This window comes from Nitrospirota bacterium (assembly GCA_035516965.1).
GTDB lineage: Bacteria > Nitrospirota > UBA9217 > UBA9217 > UBA9217 > MHEA01.
This window is the reverse complement of record DATIZR010000065.1, coordinates 38,746-61,352: the sequence shown is the minus strand read 5'-3', so window position 1 is coordinate 61,352 and position 22,607 is coordinate 38,746. Positions and strand designations below refer to the sequence as shown.

Sequence of the window (22,607 nt, the reverse complement as noted above, 5' to 3'; positions counted from 1 at the left end):
ATCCGTCCTGTCCATCAGCAGGCGGACCTGCGGAAAGCGCCATGACAAGTTGAAAGAGGTCCTGCATCAGGACTTTTCCGATTTCAGCGGCCTTGAAAAGGAACTGACCGGCTACAACGCGGGGTTCTTCTGCATGGGCGTATCTTCCCTCGGCATGACGGAAGAAACGTACCGGCACCTCACCTACGACCTCACGGTGGCCCTGGCCCGCCCGCTCTCCCGCTTGGATCCGGACATGACGATCTGCTATGTGTCCGGCATGGGCACGGACAGCAGCGAAAAAGGACGCGTCATGTGGGCGCGGATCAAAGGAAAGACCGAGAACGACCTGATGCAGCTCCCCTTCCGCGCGGCCTATATGTTCCGTCCCGGCTTTATCCGCCCGACAAAGGGTCTGCAGAACACGCATGCGTTCTATCGCGTGCTCGATCCGCTCTTTCCTCTCGGGAAATGGTTGTTTCCGAACGCCGTCCTGACCCTCAAAGAGATCGGCCTGGCCATGATCAACTGCGTCGAGCGCGGTCCTGACAAGCGCGTGCTTGACGTGCCTGACATCGCGAGGCTGGCCCGGCAGGAGTAAATTTTTTACGATCGCGCGCGGCGGTTGAGGATCGCGAAGGGTTTGAACAACCAGATCAAAGGCAGGAAGAGAGACGCAGCACGGCCGCGGCCGCTACGCCAACCGGGAAACGAGTTACCTGTTCCGGCGGATGGAGCCCTGCGAGGGTCCGGCAATCATCACTGCCAACAGCAAGAGTATCATCGACGCCGCATTCCCGAGGCATTGCATGACGACACCTGGTTCCCGCCGTCCGGACAACGAGCAGCGCGTGCCGATCGGGATAGGGTACTTTGCAGCCGCCGGGAGCGGATGTACGATCGCCGCATGCCTGCAGAGCTTCACATTGCCGGTAGAAATATGTGCCGGTGCGGTGTCTTCACCTGTTTGTCGAGGGGAGCATGAACCGCGGCACGCAAAGGGTAGCGTTCGAGCCCAGCGACATACACGCTGTGCCGACAACAGTCGAGGATCACGTTCGGGATCTGATCGAGCAGATCCTCTTCACGAGCCCCGGCGAACGGGTGGACCGTCCGGACTTCGGTTGATGCCATTTGACGGGGAACTTCATAGAGAAAGGTCTTGCGGTTGACAATAACGTCGCGGGGCTGTTGTTGTGAACCTATAGGGCCCAAGCTCTCCCTTTGACTGCATCCTTTCGGTGTATCTGTTGCACCTGTTGCGCAGCGAAGAGACGCCGGGAAATGAAACAGACGCGGCGACCACAAAGCGATCCTGAGGCGGGAGGTCTTACCGGAATTCCGGGGTCAGTCCATAATGTTGACTTGAGCCTTTTTCCTGAAAAAGCGATCGGGACAGCTTGGGGGACGTTGCCTCGCTCTACTTGCAGCGTCCCCCCATAGTAGCCGGCCCTATGCCGCCTTGCGGGCGATGGCTTCCTTCCGGCTGACCGTCATCTCCATCATCTTCTCTGCCTTGCCTCCCTTGGGAGTAATGAACATCTCAAACTCCTGGGTATTGTCATCCTTGATCTTCGTCACACTGCGCCACACGCTGGGGCCTCTGACAGGGTCGTCGTAGCTGCATTTCTGCGTAATGGTCCTGCCGTCCGCGCTTGCAGTCCCCTCGAAGAAGTAGATGGCAGTGCTCATCGAATCGATCCAGATCGACTCATATTTCTTCGTATGGTTGTTGTATCCCAGGATATTGATGCCGGTGAAAGGTTGTCCCATCATATCCCCGGTATACTCCTGCCGCAGGTAATGGCCGTCAAGGATCAGCTTCTGCTCGCACGTGCCGGTCGATACCACCGGCGGCTTGTCGGGCTCCATCCACCCCCTGCTCCTGGTTGTCCAGCTTCCCTCGAGTTTTGCCAGCAATTTATGGGGTTCGCCCGGAGTTCCCACTTTCTTGTATATCTCCATGATCTTCTGCATGTCCATTTTGGTCTCTTTCTTTGCCATGGCAGTTCTCCTTTGCGAAAACATTGTGATCTCTCTTCTCACAATTCAATGAAAGCGCGTTTCTCTCCCGATGTCAAGTTTGGGGTTTCCAGCAGGTCATACTTTAGAATTGACATTCGGCCGCTTCAATAACACAGCGGGGACCGTCCTGAATCATTTCCAATACACGCCCGTGAAAAGAGAACTTTCCTTATTCTCGATTTTAAGCGTGCCGGCGTTTCTTTAGCGTCATGCATGGCTGCCTGAATATGTTCCCATAATGGCGATAACCAGGCAGCGTCCCGACTATCAGCGGCACGTCTCTCCCATGCAATAATAAAGGCCCGGAAATCCCCGGGCCTTCTTGCTTACAATTACGGTTTACCTGCCTGTCAGGCAGCAGCCTGCGGTTTCGCGATCGGCGGCGGAGCCAATTCACGGTAATTGGGAACGTTCAAAGATTCGAGGAAGCGCTGCATTTCTTCGGGATCAAGGGATCCGGCCGGTACTTTGACATCCGGATAGCAGGCAGTCAGCACCGTCTGGACAAGGTCCCGTGCGCTGAACTCCAGGATCTCCCGGACAGCCTCGGGAGACGCGTCCTCGATCAAGAGGGCATTCTCCTGATACCAGCCGTCGCCGTGTCCGCCTGTCGAATCGCAGGGGCTGACGGCGTTCTTCGTCACGATCCCCCGCTGGAGGGCAAAGTGGGAGACATCGGCCCGTAGCAGCTGAAGGCCCTTGAATGCCGGGTTGGAGCAGATCCCGGTCTTTCCCCAGCAGATGGGGTCGAACCTGGGCATGCTGATGCCGCTGGAGAAGATGTAGCTCCCGGGGCGGTGTTCGGACTCGTGAATCGTGATGGAGAAGAAATCGTTCTTGTACTCCCATGAGGCGACGGCGCTGGTATCCATACTATGCTCCCTCCTTGGCACGGCTGATAGAGGACCGATGGGGTCCTGTTTAAACCGAGTATAGCCCAAGTCCCTGCCGGGTGCAAGGAAAAAAGAATAAATCTAAGCTGAAGTTTCAACTTGATATCTCCTCATAATCGCGTTGGGGGCACAGAGAGGGACGCCTTGCTTGGGCACGCAAGAAAGGCGGAGCAGAAGGGAACCATGAAGGAACGCCGGGGATGAAGAGCTCCTTGTCCTTCCCGGGCCGCGTGGAACTTTCTTTCCGATTGGTATATAATAGGGCTTGCTGTTCCCGAAGACTCTGAAAGGTGCGTGAAGGGGAGGCGTCTATGGCCATGCCGGAACTGGCACTGCGCGAGATCGTGGGGAAAACCATCAAGGCCGTGGTGTGCGATGCGAACATGCTCTACGGGTCGAAACGGCGGTTCTTCCTGGTCTTCACCGACGGGTCCTACCTCGAATTCTTCGGCGATGACGTCCACTGCGCGGACGGCATCAATTGGGGCGGAGGCGATGGCGAGTGGTACAGCAAACGGTTCAGCATCCCGGCCAAGGTCATCGGCAATCTGTCTCCCTAAGAACGTTCAGAGGTCCCCTGCATGGGTGCTTCCCGCCCGCCCCTGCGAGGCGCCGGCCGGCTCGTAATAGCACGTCTTGTTCCTGCCGCCGGTCTTTACCGTAGACAATCCCTTGTCAGCCCTGTCGAGCAGCTCGCTCACGCTCTGTTAGTAATAAACACGTTGCGCGGCATCCTGAAATTCAGGTTGACTTCCACGAACTCCGCGCCGGTCTGCCGAAAAGGGAGCAGCACGATCTGAGCGTTCTTCAGCGTCAGTTCCGCAGCGGGCAGATCAGGGTAGAGTTTTTTCGGAGCGATTTTCGCCAGCGCAGCCTTGAGTCCGTTCGCGGCCTCCTGCGCCCGGAGGGAGACGGCTGCGAAGGACTGCCTGCCGGTCCAGATGCGTTTTTCGTCATTCACGACTTGGGGCTGGTCGATGGTGAGGAGCGTGGCGATCCGCAAAAAATAATCGGGGCTCGTCTTGAACGCGGGGAACCAGAAAAACAGCTCCTGCCGCTCCCACTCCGGTTTGATCGCCTTCGGCAGGTTGACGGCCCGCGCAAAATCGCCGTATGTGCGGAGATCGATTACCTTCGTGCCGACCGAGATCCTCCAGAAGGGAGCGTAGAACAGCCCCTCATCCCCGCCGGGAGCGATGATGCATTCGACCCTCCGGAGGGCCCCGCCGGACACTTCCCAGACGGAAACGCAGTTGCCGCAGATGAAGATGGCGCTTTCGTTTTCGCCGGTCAGCTGCCAGCCGCATTCGGGACAGAGCGTGGAAAGGAATTCCACGCTCCAGTCGGCCCGCGTTGCCGCCGTCCTGAGCGCTTCCGCGATCGCCGGCGTGCGCGCGGACAACGGTCTTTTCAGCACGGCATCATAGATCGTCCCGTCCCGATCATAAACAGGCGCGTAGATCATGCTGGCGGTCCTGCCGACAAAGGCATGGTGGAGCATGTTCGCGTCGCCGCCGGCATGACCTTCAACGAGGGTGAACGCATCGCTTATCGGGACGTTGGTGGGAAGAAACCTGCCGGCTGCATCGGGCGAGAGGAACCGCAGCGTCAGGACCTGGGTGCGGAACCCGAGAGTGGCCGGGAACGATCCTGAACCGAAGGCCAGGGACGTCTGGTCCATATATTTGCCCGAGACCTCGAAGGGCACAACCGTGTACGCCAGGCCCTTGAACCTCCAGTAGGGGACATAGAATATCTCCCCCTGGACGTCTTCGGCGGGCGGGATGGTGAATCTGAAGAAGTCCCGGCCGGACAGGAACAATTTCACCCTGCAGTAGGCGCAGCAGAACATGCGATCATCCTCGAGCAGGGTGATCGGCGCGCCGCACTGGGGGCATTCGTGCCGGATCAGCAAGCCGTTGTCAGAGCTTTTCTCCACAGTGATTGCAGTAGGTGGCGTCCTTCAGGTTCTCGGTCCCGCAGTGCGGACATTTCCGCGGTGCGGGCTTCTGGTCAACGGCCGCCCCGCACCGGAGACAGAATTTCGCAGTCGGCGGGAGGTCCGTTCCGCACGCGCCGCACTGCTGAACGACCATGAGTTGATGACCGCAGGCCGCGCAGAACTTTGCATCTGCCGCGATCGGGTTCCCGCACTCCGGACAGACGAGGGCCTGCTTCAGAAGCTCCGGCTTTGCGGGGTCCTTGAAAAGTCCGGCGATCATCGAGGGCATCATGAAGCCCATGCCGAGCCCCATGCCCGCGCCCATGGTCGATGCCATGTTGCCTGCCGGGCCGGCCGCAGTACCGCCTCCCGGCTGCCTGCTCACGTTCTCGAGGGACGCGGCGGCCTTCAGCTTCAGGAACGCGTTCATGTCGTTAAGCGCGCTCAGCTTTGACCGGTCGTCGATGGCCTGCTGGACTTCCTGGGGCGGGGTAATGGAATTGATATAAAGCTGGGCCAGGCCGAGCCCCAGGCGGTTGAAATCCGCTGCCAGCCGCTTCATGAGCTCCTCCGCCATCTCGTCGTAGAGCTTCGGCAGGTTCAGCATGGTATCCACCTTTTCGCCCAGCACGTCATTCAGCCGCGAGACGATCACCCGGCCGAGGTATTCTTCGATGTCGGCGGTTGAATATGCTCCCTGCGCTCCCACAATGGTGTTCACGAAGAGCACGGGCTGAAGCACCCGCATATTGAAGATGCCGAAAGCCCTGAGGCGCACCAGACCGAGTTCAGAGTCCTTGAACGCCACCGGGTCGCGCGTGCCCCACTTGAGGTCGGTAAAGAGATTCATGTTGACGAAATAGACCTCGGTCCGGAGCGGGTTGTTCATGGCCCACGGGATTGCCAGCACTTTGTTCAGAACAGGGATATTGCCCGTCTTCAGCGTATGCTTGCCGGGTCCTATTGCGTCAAAGGCTTTGCCCTTGTAGAAGAATACCGCAGCCTGGTATTCACGCACGATAAGCTGTGCGCCCCACTTGATTTCACCCGAGCCCCGTTCAGGAATCCGGTGTACGATCTCTTTGCCCGTTTCGTCGAACCATTCGATAAATTCGAGAAAGAAAAGGTTGTTGTCGCCCAAGGGTGGCTCCTTTCAATGCTTAAGAAATGCGGATCTTCTCCGACCATGAACAGGAGAGGACGTCGTTACCAAGGTTGCGTTCCTTATTCAGCCTATTTCCCGGGCCTGAACGGGATGTATTAAGGGGTGAGACCTGACTGCAGGGTGTGCGGTCCGGCGGAACGATTGAGTTATCGCCGCCAGGTTCCCCTGTCTAGGTGCTTCCCGCCCTCCCCTGCGAGGCCCCGGCCGGCTCGTAATAGCACGTCTTGTTCCTGCCGCCGGTCTTCGCCATATACAATCCCTTGTCGGCCCTGTCGAGCAGCTCGCTCACGCTCTGTGCGTCCCGGGGATAGGTGCAGACGCCCCCGCTGATCGTGATCCTGACGGGGGTGTCTGCGATGCCCGTGAACTCCGTGCCTTCGATCTTTTTCCGTATGCGCTCGGCCACCTCCCGCTCCGCGCCTTTGCTGTCCGGCATGAGCATGGCGAACTCCTCGCCGCCGTAGCGCGCCACGGTATCCATCCGCCGCGCATTCGCCTTCAGGATGTCGGACACCGCCCTGAGCAGGATGTTCCCCTTTTCATGGCCGTAGGTATCGTTCACCGCCTTGAACAGGTCGAGATCGAAGAGGATGACGCCGAAGTTCGAATTGCTCCGCTGGGCCCGGGCCTCCTCCTTTATCAGCTCGTCCATGAAGTGCGCGTAATTGCACAGGCCCGTGAGGCCGTCCGTGATGGAGACTTCGTGCAGTTTCCGGTTGACCTCCTGGAGCTGTTGGGTCGACCGTTTCATGTCCGCGACCATCCGGTTGAAGGTCGCCGCCAGTTCACCTATCTCGTCATGGGTATCGATCTCAACGCGGCAATCAAGGTCGCCTTGCGCGACGCGGTTTGCGGCGTGCTTCAGAAGCACGAGCGGACGGGAGATGGTGCCGGAAAACAGAAAGCTCAGCAGCGCCGCAATCGCCAGCGACGCCCCGATGCCGATCAGGCTGATCCGCAGGAACACCGTCCGGAAGTCCATCCATTCCGAATCGAGCATCGCGTGGAGTTTCCCGATCGCCGATGTCAGGGGTGCTTTCGAATAAATGATCTGGCCGTATCCGGCGAAGTGATTTTTTGATTGAATCGTGAAAGAAATGCGCTCCCCCTGTTCGGTATTCTCCACGATGATCTGTTGCTGCTTCAGCCGCGCAAGGTCCACGTCAAGCTTTGTTCCAAATGCGTCATTCCGCCGGGACCCGTCGGTCAGGATCATGCCTTTTGCGTCGGCCACGACGAACGAGGTGAACGGCAATCCGAGCTTCATGTCGTTGATCAGGCGGTTGACGGCGCCGATATCGCTCTGATACAGCGGAACAAAAAGATGCTGTCCCAGGTACTGGGCGATATTGAAGAGCGTTTTCCCCTGGCTCTCCCGGTAAAAGATGGCGTCATTGACCTTGATGTTCTTCCTGAGCTTCGCTCCCTTTTTGACCATGATAAAGGCGAAGGATGCGACCAGGATCAGCATGATCGCGACGCTGCTGATACCGAAGAAGAGGGCGTATTTCTTGCTGATGTTGATCCTCATGCGTCAGTCCGTGGCAAACAACAGCCGCTTAAAACGAAGAAGGGAGTATCCGTCCTCCTCCGTCAGCCGTTCAAATTTTGTCATATGGAGCGCCCTGGCCAATGCAACCCGTCCCTTCCCGTTCCCGGACATGTCGACCAGCGTATTCTCAACGACTTCCCTGAGGGCCGGAGGAAAAGACGGGTGAAAAGAGCCGAGCAGGTTGATGACCGGCGCTGTGCGGTGAATGATCCGCAATTGGGACCGTTCCTTCCGGGAAAGCTCTGACCAGTCGCTGCTGCTGAAAACGCCGGCGTCCGCCCGGTCCCGGATGACCCGGAAAGCCTGGTTGATCGCCTCGCCGGCAAACTCGCAGCGAACCGCGCCGTCGGGCGCGAGTTCGGCCGTGGTTTCGCTCACGGATACATCGTTCATGATCAGCACGGCTTTTGCCATGGCGTACCCTGCCGTGGACGAGGGTGTTCCGAAAACAAGGGTCTTTCCCCGCAGATCGCCCAGGCCCCGCAGGGAGCTCTGTCTTCGTACGAAAAATACCGCGGGGTATGCACGGTCCGTTCCTTGTACGGCGAGGACCGTGGGCACGAGCCCATCGCGCTCCATTTCAACGATCGGGAAAGCGGAGGCGAGAATGAAATCCAGTTTTCCTTCTTTTACCCGGGTGTGCATCTGGTCCACGTCTTTTGCGACGAAGACGGTTACGTCCCGGACCCCGGAACCCCTGAGCCTGCTCCTCAAATATTCCACGAAGGGATCGAAATCCTGCAAGATCTGTCCCGGGTCCGCGCCGATGAGCCCGACCCTGAATTCCCTTCCCGCATCTTCTGCCGAAGCCCCGGAACCGCAGGCGCAGGCGACGAATGCCATCAAGGCTCCAAGAAGCATGCTCCTCATAAGTGCCATATTTGCGGGCCGAATATCTCCTCTTGTCTTTTGCGGAAGTTCTGGAACAGACGCGGCGACCCAAAAGGCGATCGGGGTACGGGGCGAGAGGTTGTCGCCCTGCTCTGAGGTCATACTTGCGTCTCTGTCTCGTGTCCTAACTGTACATCAGTTTTCGCTCGAGGTCTTTTGAGCGGGAGACGCGCTTTGCCTCATCGAGCGTTATGAGCTCGTCCCTGCAGAGCTGAATGAGATGCTGGTCCAACGTCTGCATGCCGTACTCGTCGCGCCCCTTTTCGATGTACTGCTCGATCTCATCGAGCTTATTGTCCCGGATGCAGGCCTTGATGGTGGGCGTTGCATACATCACTTCGAGGACCGGCAGAACGGTCTCGCCGCTCTTTCCCCGTATGAGCCTCATGGATATGACGGCGGTGAGACTCTCTGCAAGCCTCTGCCGGGTATTCTCCTGCGCGTCGGGCGGGAAATAACCGACGATCCGGTTGATGGTCGAGGCCGTATTATGGGTATGCAGCGTGGACAATACCAGATGCCCCGTTTCCGCGGCCTTGACACAGGCGTCTATGGTCTCGAGATCGCGCATTTCTCCGACCATGATGACGTCGGGATTCATGCGCATCGCGGACCGGAGCGCGACGCTGAAACTGTCCGTATCGATGCCCACTTCCCGCTGAATGACACAGCTCTTGCTCGAGGTGAACAGGAACTCGATCGGGTCCTCGACGGTAATGATATTGTAATCGAACTGATCATTGATATACTTCATCATCGACGCGAGCGTCGTTGATTTGCCGTTGCCGGTCGGTCCGGTGACGAGTATCAGGCCGTTCGGGACCTGCGTGATCCTGCCGAGGACCGGGGGAAGATTCAGCTCCTCGAAGGTGCTTATCTGATGGGGTATGACCCGCATGACGACGCCGAGGTTGCCGCGCTGCCGGAAGATGCTCACGCGGAAACGGCCGACGTTCGCCAGGGTGTAGGATGTATCGAACTCCTTCAGGTCTTCGGGCAGCTTGCGGCTGTGCTGCTCCATGACCGTCTTTGCGACGAACTCGGTATCCTGTTTCGTCAGGTTCCCGAGCTTGGCGCGGATGAGATGGCCCCGCGCCCGGAACATCGGGGGGTTGTCGACCTCAAAATGGATGTCCGAAACCTTTTTTTCGAAGGCAATGTTCAGGATCTGATTCAGGATTGCATTGTCCATGACGGTGTTGTCCCTCCGCGTTCACTCTGAGTCAGTTGCGAATGAAATTCTTCTCAAAACGGCTGGAATATTTTCGTGCCAAGCCGCAAAGACGCAAAGAAAAGCAACCCTCCACAAGGGGAAGGAGAGAAGGTTAAGGCGAAAGGGGGAGAAGATCACGTGTCAGATTCATTCCCCGTTTCTCCCAATCTCCCCATTTCTCCTGAAAGAACTGCGTTATACGCCTTTCTCATAGCCTCTCTCCGCGTCCTCAGTGTCAAAGACCGTGATTTGCTCTTGCCTCTATGTTTTTTGCGCCGCTTTCGTCATCTGTCTGCGGAATAGCGCATATTCCAGTGAGATGCCGACCTGCTGGGCAAGGATCTCGAGTATATCGAGCTGAACCGGGGATGCCTCTTTCTTGCCGAAATCCCCGTACACGACCGCTACGACCTTTCGATCGCTTATCAGGGGCAGCAGGACAACAACCGGACTCAGGGGTTTGCCTATTTCCTGAAAGAGTCCCTTGAGCGCTTCATCGCCGCTTTCGCCGTAATACGCCAGCCCTTTTTCGAGCGCCTCCCGGAAAACTGAGGGTTTTGAGAGCGGAATCTTCAGCCTGTCCGCCGGAGTCGGTCCCGCGCTTTTTTCGGAGCTCACTCCTACGGCCCTTTCGCCGATCAGTTCTGCAGGACGGACAAGAAACGTGACCGAACGCTCGAACATTTCCGCAACAGCTGCGAGCATCACCATCGCCGCATCGGAAGGGGTGGCGATCTCGCGAAGTGATTTGATGTCCTTTTTCAGCTCCTTCACGTACCTGTCGGTGGTATCGGGCCGGTACTGAAAACCTTTGATGTACGACTTGAAGGTAGTAAGAAACTTTATTGTATCCGCGACGTACGTTTCTCTCCGGACCTCTTTGAGCGGTTTCGGAAAAACGGCCCAGACGCCGTCATTGTATGATTGAAGGATGAAGTTGCTCTCCCGGGGAGAGGCGAGTTGCAGGAGAGGAACCGAAGGGTGCCTGCCCCTCACCCGGCTCCGCAGGTCAACGATCTTTTCCTCGGGAAGCCCGACTTCGGGTCCCGCGGGACTGTCAAAAACGACCACCGGCGTTCTCATGGCAGAGAGACACTGCGATATAATCCGCTCGAGATCAGCTTCGTCGTCCGTTGCAAATACGGGCATTCCATCCTCTTTACAGATGGTCAGAACCGAATGCCTGATCAGCTGGTCACTGCTGAACATGACGACAGCCTTGCCCGCCTGCTGCGCCGCGGCGTCGGGCGGCGCCTTATGACCCAGGGATTTCCTCAGAAAAGAAACAAATGCCTCCTGCTCTTCGAAGGAAAAACCCGCGAGCATTTCCTTTATGTTCTGGCGATGGATCTCGACGGGGTCGAAGATTGCCATTTCAGAAACGGGCCGGGGTATCCTCTTTTCCAGCCGGTCGATATCGGCAAGCCCGAGATCATCCGCGGTAATGGTCGGGCGCTCTCTTTTGGTTCCCCCGGCGCCTTCCGTTGGAAGGACATCGGCATAGAGCGCCTCAAAGGACGGGACCTCTTTCCCCTTCGCACGGTCGCGCTCACGCTCGTCAAAGATACGAAGCGCATCCATCAAGACCATCTGGGCGTCGACTCCCACATCCTGCTCCGTGTCGTCGAGCGCAGCCCCGCCTTCCGGAGAGAAGACGAATGTCTCCGTATCGAACGTAAAAGTACCCTTGGTCCAGCTCATCAGCTCGACGATGGTCATCTCGACAAGCTTTTTGAGTCCCCGCAGAGCGTCTTCCCGCTTCAGCTTGCCCATCTGCATTAACGTGGCCATAAGCGGTTTGCGGTCCCCGGCAACATCGTTCGCAACGCCCAATGCCTGCTTGAGATCATCGATCGTTATGGCGCCCGACTTTACCAGAACGGTCCCGATGCGTACCCTGTTATTGATGTGATTTGCACCGACAATCGATCCACTGCTGAAGACGATCTTGCTCTCCCCCTTGTCCGCCTTTACGGAAAAAATGCCCGACTTCCGCGTTGTGTGGACCAACTGGATGATGTCTATTATTGGCAGATGTTCTAAATCTCCGGTAAATGCCATGTCGGTAATGGTCCCTCAGGGGTGCAAAACGATCAGCCGAGAAAGCACACCTTTTGTAAAGTCCGGAGGACTTCGCTCATTTGGTGCCTCAGCGAGGATATTATAGTATGACAGGGGATGAGAAGCAAGTGCCCTTCTCAAAACATCTAAGAATGAACAGGATCAGGAATCCGGCGACCTGCAATCCCCCGGCTCCAAGCGGCCGACACGGAGACCGGGGAAACACGGGGAAAGAAAGGAACAATAACGCGAAGCAATCCTGAAACAGTTCAGGGAGAATGTGACCGATTCATCTCATTGCAAGTCATGAAACACCTGATGAAAATTCCAATGCAGTTACCGACGAAAGGAGAGAGCCCCGGGGTCAGCTTCACTCGTTCACTGCGGCGCGATATCGCCCTGTTTGATGCCCGCATCCGACCTGGCTTGATCCATCAAGGCGGCGCAGTTGCTGTCCTTTTTGTCGCCGAAATCGAGAAGTGGTATCAGCCCCGCTATGCCTGTCGTCAGCGCGGCCAGTCCCACCGAGGCGCCGACACGCGTTGCCACACTGGTCGTGTCCGGCTTAAACTTCGGCTTCAGGAGCGTGCCGGTGACAAGGATCGGGCCCCGCAGCGATACCAGGCTGAACCCCTTCGACCGCGATACCAATCTCAAGTGCAGCGACTCATCGGCAAAGTTCACATCGCCGTCTCCCGTAATATTAACCTTGGGCGTCTCGAGCACCAGGTCCTGGACCTTGAAATCCCCCCCGACGGCCTTAAAGTTCGCGACCATGCATCGTATCGGGACATTCTTGTCGCCGCCCAGCAGCACCAGGAACGAGTTGGCGAAGTCGAGGTTGGATAACCTGAGCAGCATCTCGCTGATGCTGCCGCCGTCCATGATCAGCGCCGCCTCGCCGTTCGCCGTTCCCATCATTTGCGAGATCGAGTCTCCGGCGGCGTCGAGCTTTGTGCGACCGCCGATGATGCCCCGGTTGGAGGCGGTCAGCTTCGAGGTCGGGAACAGTTCGGCCAGGTGCAGGCCTTTCGCCGTGATGTCGGCACGAGTGATGATGGGTGACTTGCGCCCGTCCATCGTGATCGCCGTGACCAGATGGCCGCCGGCGGTTTCGAAGTTCAGAGGCGCAAGTTCGAGCGTCCCGTCCGTTATGATGAGATGGGCATCCATCTTTTCGATCGGCAGGTCCTCGTTAATGATCTCCTCGCCCTTGAAAAGGACATCGACATCCGCAGCGCGGATCTTTTCGAGGTTGAAGGGCTTGGTCGGCAGCACCCTGTCGCGCCGTTTTTTCCCCGGGCTTGCGCCGATGAAGCCGCCCAAGTCCTTCAAGTCCAGGCTGCGCGATTCCAGGTTGCCGGTGATCAGCTGGGGGAGTTTGCTATTGTCCACCGACAGATCTCCGTTCAGATCGCTCTTTCCCACTTTCCCCTCGATGCGCTCGAATGTCCAGATATTGCCGGTATGGGTCAGGTACCCTGATAACTTGTACGCAGGTGTCGGCGGGAAGGGTACGCCGGTGATCGGATACAGCTGCGCAAGATCGCTTCCTTCGAGAACGAAGTTCACCTTTTCTTTTTTCAGGTTCAGGGGATCGAGCAGTGTTCCGTTGATACTGGCCCTGGTCTTACCCACGATCAAGGTCGCCTTGATCGGGTAGGGCCGATCGGCTCGGCGCAGCGAAAGCAGCGCTCCGCCGCGGAGCTGGAGTTTGGCGTCCATTCCCCTGAAGGTGCCTTTCCCAACGGCCTCGACAATGGTATCCTTCTCGCCCTTGGCGGCCAATGTGTTGATCACGAACGACAGGTCGGTGTTGATCGATGGGTCGCGGAACGTGAGGGTCCCGTTGTCGATGGAGAGCGAACCTATGTGAGGGAATTCCCTGTTCTTGCCGGCCTTGCCGAATACCCAGTTCGGCGTACCGTCCTTGTTCACGTCGAGCGCCAGATGAAAGTCGGACAAGGATATTTCAGGAAATGACAGGCGGCCGATCATGAGCTTCGGTATGCTGATCGTGAAGTCGGCTCGCTTGATCCGCGCCATGGCCGGATCGTTACTCCATGCGGCGTTGCCCATCACGATGTCGTTGGCGATGATGCGCGGCCAGAGCGAAAGATGCACCTCCAGATCACCCTTGATCTCGAAGCCTCTGCCCGTCGAACGGGTGACCTGGCGCGCTATATACGGACGAGCCACATTCCAGTCAAACGCACTCACGATCACGACCAGCAGCAACAGGGCTACGCCTGTTCCGAGAAGCCACTTTCTCCGTCGGGCCATGATTTTTTCCAGCTCCTTGTATCACGTGATCCCGGGCATGCAGGTCGCACGACCGGGGTTCACCATGGTCGTCTTACCAGGCAAGATACCCTGTTCGTGCATGATTATAACACGTGATGGAAGCAAATAGAAAGGCCCCTCGCTGCATTTCGAGCGCAGCGAGTAATCCCGCTTGTGATGCTCGGGGAATCTCCGGGGGGAGTAAGGTCAGAAGTGAATCAGCAGCTATTCATGAGCGGACAATCGTTACGAGCCATAAGGGGCAGAGATTGCGCATCCCGGGCCATTGATCCGGGTCCTCCGCCCTGATCACGCGCGCATGGGGCGTGTTCCCATAAAAAAGGCTGAGGGTCAGCGAAAAAAATTCAGCGACAAACTCATTTTTCTATTTTGTCAAATAAGGAAGGATAGAGCTTGTTTGCGCATTCCGCGCACATACCGTGGGTGAATTCCGCTTTCGTGTGTCTGCTGATGTATACATCAACATCATGCCAATATCCTTCTTCATCGCGTATTTTCTTGCAATTGGCGCAAATGGGCAGTATGCCGCTCAGTTCCTTAACCGCGTTTAAAGCATTTTGCAGCTTCGTAATGAGGCCTGCTCGCTGCTGCATAGTGATCCGCAATTTGGAAAGCAGCAATGTCACGATGATAAAAAAAGCGAGGTACATAGCCATATTCCAAATCTCGATCGGGGAATTACCGTATTTTATCCCGGATATCATTCCCGAATACAGCGTCGTCATAACAGGCCAAGTCGAGAATACCATGCCGGTTCTTTTGCCGATAAACCAGGTAGCATAGGAAATCGGCATGAGATAAAATATTTTCACGCGATATTCGAAACCCGCCCAATAATCCAGGATTCCTATCGCCAGAGTAAAAAGGATGCTTATGGCCAAATGGTATCTTCTTGGTTGCTTGTCCAACCGTTCCAAAATCTTCATATCCATATGACTCCTCACCTATGATAACGAAGGCGGAGAAACAATTATTGATTAGTCTATCATATATCCGGCTGGTTGAATGAGAGAATAAAATTGAGAAGCAGCGGACGACTCGGCCTTCATGTAGGAGTAAGTGCAAGCGAGCGAATACGACAATGTTCCTACCCTGCAGTTCGAAAAAAATCTTCGTTGTATGGTGTCGCAATATTTCTTTCATGGAACTCCTGGCTCGCCCGTATTCGTGTATACTTAATTCGTATTCTTTATCCTCTTGAAGGAGGTCAGTATGAAAGCCATGTCCAAGCTTCTTGTGTTGTGTCTTATCCTCTGTCTTATCGGCTGTACGTCGGTGGCTACGTTCAAACTTCCTCAGGGTACGGAGATGAAGGTCATGGACCGGGAAGCCGAATTCAAGGCGGGTATGGTCACCACGACTCCGTTCCCCTGGAAAGCGGCGGCCGGGATAGACTACCAGCTCCTGAAAAAGGGCAAGGTCGTCAAGTCGGGAAAACTGCCGGCCAAGTTCAGGGTCGTGTCGATATTCTGGCCGCCCATTTACGCCATCATCGCCTGGCCCATGGGGTTCAAGTATGAGTGCTACGACCTGACGAAAAAGGAACCGCAGGAATGCCCCGGGTCAACGAAAAAGGAGAAATGATCTCAACGGCTCGAGGACATGTCGTGAGGAGCCGGAACCGGTCCAATGCTGTTGCACGTGCCGCGATCGTGCGCGTTGAGTTTCCAGGCAGCCCGCTGGCGGGCAGAATGCGGGTAAGCGGCCGCTCCATGCAGCAATAACCTTTTAAGGAGGACGTCTATGCCTCTAAAGAATAAGGCGGGCAAGAGAATAAACAAGGCGAGGAAAAGCGGTTACGGGTGGGTGCCGGATTTGCCCGATCAGCGTGATTACCTGTTCCGCGCTGTGAGAAAAGTGCCCGCGAAGCTCCCTTCCTCTGTGGACCTGCGGCCGCTGTGTTCAAAGGTCGAAGACCAGGGCGACCTCGGCAGCTGCACCGGGAACGCGCTCGCGGGCGCTTTGGAGTTCCTGGAGCGGAAGGACAAGGTCTCTTTCGTCGATTTCAGCAGGCTGTTCATCTACTACAACGAGCGGCTCATCGAACACTCGGTCCATTCGGATTCAGGCGCCATGATCCGAGACGGCATCAAGACCCTTGCGAAGTACGGCGTCTGCTCCGAAAGAACGTGGCCCTATGTGGTCTCCAGGTTTGAGGTGAAACCGGTCGCCGGCTGCTATAAGGAAGCCTTGACCCACACGATCACCTCCTATCACCGCATTCTGACCCTCGATGAGATGCGGACGTGTCTTGCCGAAGGGTTTCCGTTCGTGTTCGGCTTCACCGTGTATGACAGCTTCGAATCGCAACAGGTCGCCAGAACGGGCGTCGTGAACATGCCCGCAAAAGGCGAGACCGTCGCGGGCGGACACGCCGTGCTCGCCGTGGGGTACAATGATGTCAAGAAACGGTTCATCGTGCGCAATTCCTGGGGAGCGGGCTGGGGCATGAAAGGCTATTTTACGATGCCCTACGCGTACCTGAAGGACAGGAACCTGTCCGATGATTTCTGGACCATCCGGAGAGGCGGATTGATGGCGAAGCGGTCTGCAGGCCCCTCGTAGGCGGGGCTGGAGCAGTCCCGATGATCGTGAATGATGTGAGCTTGTGCGGAGCCGAAGCCTGCTGATGCCAAAACACGGGAACACCAGGCGCACGCGGAGAGAAGACCGTGAACGAACAGGACGAATCGCAAACGAACAGGACGAATCGCAGATGAGACTATTGATGCCGGCCTGCCCTCTTCCCTAGCAGTCGCAGCATGCCCCTTCTTCCAGATCCATCAGCGCCATTTTCAGCTCGCCAAGATCCTCGCTGGTGATGCTGTTATCGGTTTTCGCCCGGCTGCAGAATGCCTCTGCTGCGGGACCCGCGGTTTCCTCGCCGGCGACGCAGTCGCAGAATGAACCGACCGCATTGACCTTCGCGCATTTCAGAGGAAGTGTCTCCATAGCCAACCTCCTGTCAAATAATCCATTTTCTCTCTTAGTATGTCTCTGAAGGACTTCCCCATTCAATCACAAGCCTATACGCGGTCGAACTAAGCCGCACGCCTTGAACCGGCCGGTTTCAAGTTTAATTTTTTTCTGATCTCGCTTGCCGGGGCGCTCGTTGCATACACGGCGGTCCCGACATCGAACAATTTTGATGTGCTCAAGCTTCCCACGACTACAGGGTCAAGACCCGCACGCTCCACAAGCTCGCCGGTCACTTTCAATCCTTCCTGGTCGTCGCCGGCTATCGGGATCCCGATCTTTTCACCGCCTTCGTTCGTTGTTCTTTTGAGGTCTTCAAAATAGACAGTATTGAACGCCCTCACTATTCGCGCCCCCGGCAGGAGTCGGGCCACGAAGACGCCCATGCCGCCCGGGTCTTTTCTAGCCTCTTCAGCGATCTTCCCGTCTCTCTCAGGATAAGGATTCGACGTGTCGATCACGATCTTGCCCTTCAGGGCCTCCTTTGCCTTGGCGTCAAGCTCCGGCATGGCCTTGAGCGGAAGCGACAGCACGATAACATCTCCAAATGCGATCGCCTCGGCAACGGTCCCGGCGCAGGCTTTAGGCCCGGAGGTCTTTACAAGGTCTTTGAGCGTATCAGGATGTCTCGAACTATAAAGGACCTCGTATCCCGCCTTTGCGAGCAGAATCCCAAGATTTCCCCCGATATGACCTGATCCGACGATCCCGATTCTATTTATTTTATTTGTCTTCATGTCTTCATCTCCCTTTAGAGATCCTTTCTTCAGTCCGTGCGATTCGCCGCTGAACATTGGAGCGGGAAAAAACACGTCTACGATAATTATAGCACCGGCTTCCTTTTCAACTTTTTTGTATTGGCAGGGAGCCGAAACATATTCGGGACGTTGCAGCCCGATGAACATATACATATATCTGATCGAACGAAACTAAACCCGTCTTTAAAGGAATATCTTTCGCCTTGATATTTCGAGCCAATTATAATAAGCTTTTTGAGCTAATAGGATAAAAGCATTACGAACTGCATTAAGGTGAAAAGACGAAGCATGGCGCAAGGCCTCGAAGACATAGCGCGTGAACGGGTCGACAGCCTTCCGGTGTCCTTGGATGGAAAAGGGGGAGCGCAACGTAGGGTAGCAACGTCCCTCCCAAAGTTCCTGCGGGGCTGTAGGATGAGAGAAACGGATATGAAAAAAGGTAACATGCCGTCAAGGGGGGTGTAATAATGAGAATTCTGTTTGAAGTTTTACTCTTATCAATCGTGATAGGGGCGGTCGTGTTGTTTTATAAAATACTCATAAGCTATCTATTCCCGAAAAAGAAGGAGAAAAGCGATGGAGAATAAAGCCATGGAGAGTAAAGTCAAGGCAATTGTCATGGTGGCGCTTGCGGTGATTGCGCTTGTCGCATTTATGTCCCTTAACCCGCTCGTGATCGTACACCCTGGACAGCGCGGCGTTGTAATTCAACTCGGCGCCGTGCAGGACACGATCCTTGGTGAGGGTGTTCACTTCGTTATGCCGATTACGCAGACGGTGAAAAAAATGGATGTTCAAATACAGAAGGTCGAAGTATCGTCGGAGGCGTCATCAAAGGATCTGCAAATGGTCGCTGCACGAGTTGCCTTGAACTACCATCTGGACGCCCTGAAAGTAAATAAAATATTTCAAACGCTCGGGGACGACGTAGGCGGACGTATCATTGCTCCGGCCATACAGGAATATTTGAAAAAATCAACCGCGATGTTTACCGCGGAGGAGCTTATTTCCAAGCGGGAATCGGTCAAGGAGGAGTTCAAGAGGTCGCTGACCGCCGCGCTGTCGGTGAACAACGTGATCGTGGACAACGTGTTCATAACCAACTTTGAATTTTCCAAGGAATTCAATCACGCTATCGAGCAAAAAGTGACGGCGGAGCAGGAAGCCCTCATGGAAAAGAATAATTTAGCCAAAGTGAAGTTTTTGGCGGAACAAAAAGTGACCACGGCCACCGCGGACGCCACCGCGATCTCCATTCAGGCAAAGGCCGTTACTTCGCAGGGGGGCAAGGATTATGTGCAGCTCAAAGCGATTGAAAAATGGGATGGACGTCTTCCCACACAGATGGTGCCCGGCTCTGCGGTGCCCTTTATTGATCTGACAAAAAGTAAAAATTGACAAGTTGCCGGCCAGGGAAGAGTATCGCGCCTACTTGCAACAACAGGTCCGGTGGGCTCCAGGGACTTGGACCGGGAATAAGCAGTAGACCCTTTATGAATATATATGTCGGACAAAAAGCAAACCGCAGCATCGCTCTCACGGCCGAACATGTCAGGAGGTATGCCGAGCTGACCGGTGATTTCAACCCCCTTCATTTCGATGAATCTTTTGCTGCAGGAACCAAGTTCCGCCGGCCTGTTGTTCAGGGCGGCCTGACAACGGGTCTTTTGCATGCGCTGGTAGCCAACGATTTGCCCGGACCGGGAACGGTATTTCTGAGCCAGAACTGGAAGTTTACCGCACCGGTTTTTATCGGAGACATGATCACCGCTGAGGCCGAGGTCGTCAGCGTGCATCCCGGCAAGCCGGTCACCCAACTCAGAATCAAAGTCGTGCGGCAGGATGGGGAAACGGTCCTCGAAGGCGAGGCGTGGTGTTATACTTTCTCGCCGAAGGCTTGAAAAAGGCGATCGAGCCGGGACCGCACAGGGTCATATCTAAAAGATTGCGTCGACGCGCAGCTTCTGCTGAAAGGAACTATCAACAATGTCTCGCGAACGAATCCTGATCATGTTACTCTTTATCCTCGGCGGCGTTCTCATTGCCACAGCCGTCAGCCCCTACGATCGGGCCACCTGGCTCATGGAAGTGACGCCCGTGCTGATCGCTCTGCCCGTCCTCGTCCTGACCTATCGCCGGTTTCCCCTGACGCCGCTCCTTTACTATCTTATCTTTCTGCACGCGATCATCCTGATCACGGGCGGCGCCTACTCCTACGCACGCGTTCCCCTCGGGTTCTGGCTCCAGGACCTGTTCCAGTTCGGCCGTAACAACTATGACCGGATCGGCCACTTCTTTCAAGGACTCGTGCCCGCCCTCGTGGCGCGGGAAATCCTGCTCCGTAAGCCCTATGTTTCAAGCCGACGCATGGCCTTGTTCCTCTCGATCTGTGTTGCCATGGCGATCAGCGCCTGGTACGAACTGATCGAATGGGCTGCCGCCGTGGTACTCGGCCAGAAAGCAGACGACTTCCTGGGCACCCAGGGAGACCCCTGGGACACGCAATGGGACATGTTCACGTGCTTTATCGGGGCTGTTGTCGCCATGGCAGGCCTGTCGAGGGAACAGGACCGGCAGATCGAACGCCTCCGGAATGCCGGGCCGAAGGATGCGCAGATGTAATCGGGTTTTAACAGAGGAGCCTTGAAGAGCATCGGGGAGGCAAGGAGCCGTACGTTATGCTCACCCGACCGTTCGCAAGCGTCGGGTGAAGGCGGAAAGCGCGGAGAAGATGCAGTCGGATAGACTTGTAAAAGCCGTTAAGGGTGTGAAGAAAAGCTCGCTCTGAACTTTTTGAAGTAAGTGTACCGCCGTGGGCAGTTTTCCCCAGGATGTGCCTTCCGCGTTTCTCTGTCTTCGTATCGAGAACGCCGATTTCAAGGTGCCCGAAGGACGGGATGTCCCCATTCTGATTCACCGCAGAACGGTTCAACATCCCCGCCGTACTCCCGCCGAATCACTGCCACCAGTTTCTCGTATCCGAGTGACAGGACTGCGACGTGCAGGTCGTACCGTCGAAGTTCAGCCAGCTGTTGGTGGACGCAGACGCCGTTGCCGTGGAGATCACCTGTGAGCTTAGATCGGGGAAATGGAACGAGATATTTGAAAGCTTCAGCGTGTCATGGCAGGAAATGCAGGTGATGCCGTGCTCCATGACATGGAGGTAATGCCGTCCGGAGAAATAGCCGTTGTACAGCGTATCTCCGTACACGTGGCACGAAAAGCACTGGTTTGTGTCGTTCAGGCTGATGCTTCCTGTATACCAGTCGGGGGTCTGGGCGGGATCGGACGTCCATGTGCTTTGCGACGTGACCTGCGTATAGATCCCCTGGGCGGGTATCGTACGGATCTGCTGGGACCGCGGCCCGCCGTGACAGCTTACGTTCGAGCATGCCGCTCCGGTCGTCGTCACCAGAGACGCGAGCCCCGTTTCCGCGTTGTATGCAGGGCCGAAGAGGACCTCGACCACGCCGTCGATGTGCTGATCGCAGGTCCGGTTATGACAGGTGGCGCACGTGACGCCGCTCAGCTGCATATGCTGCGCGTGGCTGCCAGGAAGGTTCGGATACACGGAACCGATCGTCCCTGCCCCGTCGGGCGGGATGCCGTGGCAGGTATTGCAGCTGGATGCATTGGGGATCGTCGGATGACACTGGGTGCAGGAAGGCCCGCTTTTCAGCACGCCCTGAAGGCCCGCGCCATGACAGGCCGCGTTCGCGCAGCCGCCAGTTCCGTTCGCGAAAGCATACGCCCCGTGGTTCGTGCAAGCGTCGCCCGCCCACTCGGCCGGATGGAAGCTGGTGACACCTCCCAAATGGCAGGAAGTGCAGGAGGGTCCGCTGCCGGGAACGCCGGCAAGCGAAGGCCCATGGCAATACTGGCTTGAACAGGTCGTGGTGCCGTTTACCTTTGCATAGGGACCGTGAGCGCTATATACGGGGTCCCAGTTTGCCGGATGCTCCGATGTGGTGCCTCCGATATGACAGGACGAGCAGGAGGGGCCGCTTTCCGGGACGCCAGTCAATGAGGCGCCGTGGCAATACTGGTTTGCGCAGGAACTCGTCGTTTTTGTCTTCACATAGGGGCCGTGAGCGCTGTACACGGGATTCCAGTCAGCCGGATGGACCGATGAGGGGCTTCCAAGATGGCAGGAGGTGCAGGAGATGCCGGATATGCCTCCCTGCAGGTTGCTTCCGTGACAGGATTCGCAAACGACTGCGTCGGTCCTGGCCGCCGTCATGTGACCGGCGGGAAGCCAGCCTGACGCGTGTTGGCCCGTGTCGGTATTGACGACAGCCTTCGTATTCGGGTCGCTGCAGCCGGCAAGGGACAGCGCCAGTAAAAGGAAACAGCAATACAGGACCTTTTTGTCTTCTCCCCGTGGCATGGTCGGCGCCTTTCGTTGTTCCGGCGGCCGGGACAGGGGAATAACAAGGCAGCGGCCCGGTCGTCGATGGTATATTTGTGAGTGAAGCAGCCCGGAGCAACGTCTGCAGCTCCGGCGAAACCGTTCGGACCCGTTCGTTTCGGCACATCATGCGTGAACGTATCCGCGGAAGGATAATCTCTAGATGTTTTCAGGATAAAAAAAGCACGTATTGCAGTGGCAGGTTCAAAAAGCATATCGTAAGCCCGATGAGATGTCAACAATAAATATTGGTCGCGTTTTGGTTTTCAACTTGGTTTTCAACCCTCCCGGTGAAGGAGCGGGGAAGGTACCCGGCGAAAGAAGGTAGCCGTGAGCAAGGGAGGGAAAATCGGACGGGATGTCGGGCATCATAGGTATGCCCGGAGGTGTCCTTTCTATGATTATCAGGTCTGATTTTCAGGTCTTTCATTATAAGGACC

22 protein-coding genes are annotated in these 22,607 nt (G+C 56.4%); 7 read left to right on the top strand and 15 right to left on the bottom strand.

Annotated features, from left to right (window positions below; translation table 11 throughout):
- Positions 1-580: epimerase (locus tag VL197_10880; GenBank protein ID HUJ18481.1), on the top strand; the 580-nt coding region annotated here is incomplete at its 5' end.
- Between the two features lie 320 nt (positions 581-900).
- Here VL197_10880 and VL197_10875 read toward each other — a convergent pair.
- From VL197_10875 to VL197_10865, 3 genes are all read right to left on the bottom strand, one after another.
- Positions 901-1,113, bottom strand: coding sequence for a hypothetical protein (locus VL197_10875; GenBank protein ID HUJ18480.1), 213 nt, complete (start codon positions 1,111-1,113; stop codon positions 901-903).
- 318 nt (positions 1,114-1,431) lie between these two features.
- Positions 1,432-1,983 carry a DUF1579 domain-containing protein gene (locus VL197_10870; protein ID HUJ18479.1) on the bottom strand — a complete coding sequence of 184 codons (552 nt, stop codon included), beginning with the start codon at positions 1,981-1,983 and terminating at the stop codon, positions 1,432-1,434.
- A gap of 371 nt (positions 1,984-2,354) precedes the next feature.
- Positions 2,355-2,876: a hypothetical protein gene (locus VL197_10865; GenBank protein HUJ18478.1), complete on the bottom strand. Its 522-nt coding sequence runs from the start codon at positions 2,874-2,876 to the stop codon at positions 2,355-2,357.
- Between the two features lie 332 nt (positions 2,877-3,208).
- Here VL197_10865 and VL197_10860 point away from each other — a divergent pair, with 332 nt between their 5' ends.
- A complete protein-coding gene (locus tag VL197_10860) occupies positions 3,209-3,457 on the top strand; it encodes a hypothetical protein (GenBank protein ID HUJ18477.1) in 249 nt (82 codons plus the stop codon).
- Between the two features lie 6 nt (positions 3,458-3,463).
- On the opposite strand, the gene VL197_10855 is transcribed toward VL197_10860, so the two are convergent.
- The 9 genes from VL197_10855 to VL197_10815 all read right to left on the bottom strand — a co-directional run bounded on the left by VL197_10855 (position 3,464) and on the right by VL197_10815 (position 14,957).
- Positions 3,464-3,598 carry a hypothetical protein gene (locus VL197_10855; protein HUJ18476.1) on the bottom strand — a complete coding sequence of 45 codons (135 nt, stop codon included), beginning with the start codon at positions 3,596-3,598 and terminating at the stop codon, positions 3,464-3,466.
- The gene (locus VL197_10850) at positions 3,595-4,836 is read right to left on the bottom strand and encodes a hypothetical protein (GenBank protein ID HUJ18475.1); all 1,242 of its coding nucleotides are present in this window, start codon (positions 4,834-4,836) and stop codon (positions 3,595-3,597) included. The genes VL197_10855 and VL197_10850 overlap by 4 nt, the downstream gene beginning before the upstream one ends.
- Positions 4,820-5,980, bottom strand: coding sequence for an SPFH domain-containing protein (locus tag VL197_10845; protein ID HUJ18474.1), 1,161 nt, complete (start codon positions 5,978-5,980; stop codon positions 4,820-4,822). Before VL197_10845 ends, VL197_10850 begins: the two co-directional genes overlap by 17 nt.
- A 193-nt stretch (positions 5,981-6,173) precedes the next feature.
- Positions 6,174-7,535 carry a diguanylate cyclase gene (locus VL197_10840; GenBank protein HUJ18473.1) on the bottom strand — a complete coding sequence of 454 codons (1,362 nt, stop codon included), beginning with the start codon at positions 7,533-7,535 and terminating at the stop codon, positions 6,174-6,176.
- A 3-nt stretch (positions 7,536-7,538) separates the two neighbouring features.
- Positions 7,539-8,399: a phosphate/phosphite/phosphonate ABC transporter substrate-binding protein gene (locus VL197_10835; protein ID HUJ18472.1), complete on the bottom strand. Its 861-nt coding sequence runs from the start codon at positions 8,397-8,399 to the stop codon at positions 7,539-7,541.
- A gap of 172 nt (positions 8,400-8,571) precedes the next feature.
- On the bottom strand, positions 8,572-9,639 hold the full coding sequence (locus tag VL197_10830) for a PilT/PilU family type 4a pilus ATPase (protein HUJ18471.1): 1,068 nt from the start codon (positions 9,637-9,639) through the stop codon (positions 8,572-8,574).
- Positions 9,640-9,921: 282 nt separating this feature from the next.
- Positions 9,922-11,721, bottom strand: coding sequence for a DUF4388 domain-containing protein (locus tag VL197_10825; GenBank protein ID HUJ18470.1), 1,800 nt, complete (start codon positions 11,719-11,721; stop codon positions 9,922-9,924).
- 378 nt (positions 11,722-12,099) lie between these two features.
- The gene (locus tag VL197_10820) at positions 12,100-14,004 is read right to left on the bottom strand and encodes an AsmA family protein (protein ID HUJ18469.1); all 1,905 of its coding nucleotides are present in this window, start codon (positions 14,002-14,004) and stop codon (positions 12,100-12,102) included.
- A 377-nt stretch (positions 14,005-14,381) separates the two neighbouring features.
- On the bottom strand, positions 14,382-14,957 hold the full coding sequence (locus tag VL197_10815; GenBank protein HUJ18468.1) for a hypothetical protein: 576 nt from the start codon (positions 14,955-14,957) through the stop codon (positions 14,382-14,384).
- Positions 14,958-15,246: 289 nt separating this feature from the next.
- On the opposite strand from VL197_10815, the gene VL197_10810 reads away from it, so the two are divergent.
- Together VL197_10810 and VL197_10805 are read left to right on the top strand one after the other, a co-directional pair.
- Positions 15,247-15,609 (top strand): hypothetical protein, encoded by a 363-nt coding sequence (locus VL197_10810; protein HUJ18467.1) that lies wholly within the window; start codon positions 15,247-15,249, stop codon positions 15,607-15,609.
- Positions 15,610-15,768: 159 nt separating this feature from the next.
- A complete protein-coding gene (locus VL197_10805) occupies positions 15,769-16,590 on the top strand; it encodes a C1 family peptidase (GenBank protein HUJ18466.1) in 822 nt (273 codons plus the stop codon).
- Between the two features lie 183 nt (positions 16,591-16,773).
- Here VL197_10805 and VL197_10800 read toward each other — a convergent pair whose 3' ends face one another.
- Both VL197_10800 and VL197_10795 read right to left on the bottom strand, forming a co-directional pair.
- Positions 16,774-16,977: a hypothetical protein gene (locus tag VL197_10800; protein HUJ18465.1), complete on the bottom strand. Its 204-nt coding sequence runs from the start codon at positions 16,975-16,977 to the stop codon at positions 16,774-16,776.
- Between the two features lie 89 nt (positions 16,978-17,066).
- Positions 17,067-17,906, bottom strand: coding sequence for an NADPH-dependent F420 reductase (locus VL197_10795; protein ID HUJ18464.1), 840 nt, complete (start codon positions 17,904-17,906; stop codon positions 17,067-17,069).
- A 429-nt stretch (positions 17,907-18,335) separates the two neighbouring features.
- Between VL197_10795 and VL197_10790 the strand changes: the two genes are divergently transcribed.
- The 3 genes from VL197_10790 to VL197_10780 all read left to right on the top strand — a co-directional run bounded on the left by VL197_10790 (position 18,336) and on the right by VL197_10780 (position 20,381).
- Complete coding sequence (locus VL197_10790; protein ID HUJ18463.1) at positions 18,336-19,157, top strand: prohibitin family protein; 822 nt, start codon at positions 18,336-18,338, stop codon at positions 19,155-19,157.
- Positions 19,158-19,252: 95 nt separating this feature from the next.
- Positions 19,253-19,660, top strand: coding sequence for a MaoC family dehydratase (locus VL197_10785; GenBank protein HUJ18462.1), 408 nt, complete (start codon positions 19,253-19,255; stop codon positions 19,658-19,660).
- Positions 19,661-19,745: 85 nt separating this feature from the next.
- Positions 19,746-20,381: a DUF2238 domain-containing protein gene (locus tag VL197_10780; GenBank protein ID HUJ18461.1), complete on the top strand. Its 636-nt coding sequence runs from the start codon at positions 19,746-19,748 to the stop codon at positions 20,379-20,381.
- Positions 20,382-20,715: 334 nt separating this feature from the next.
- On the opposite strand, the gene VL197_10775 is transcribed toward VL197_10780, so the two are convergent.
- The gene (locus VL197_10775; GenBank protein HUJ18460.1) at positions 20,716-22,146 is read right to left on the bottom strand and encodes a hypothetical protein; all 1,431 of its coding nucleotides are present in this window, start codon (positions 22,144-22,146) and stop codon (positions 20,716-20,718) included.
- Positions 22,147-22,607: the final 461 nt, after the last annotated feature.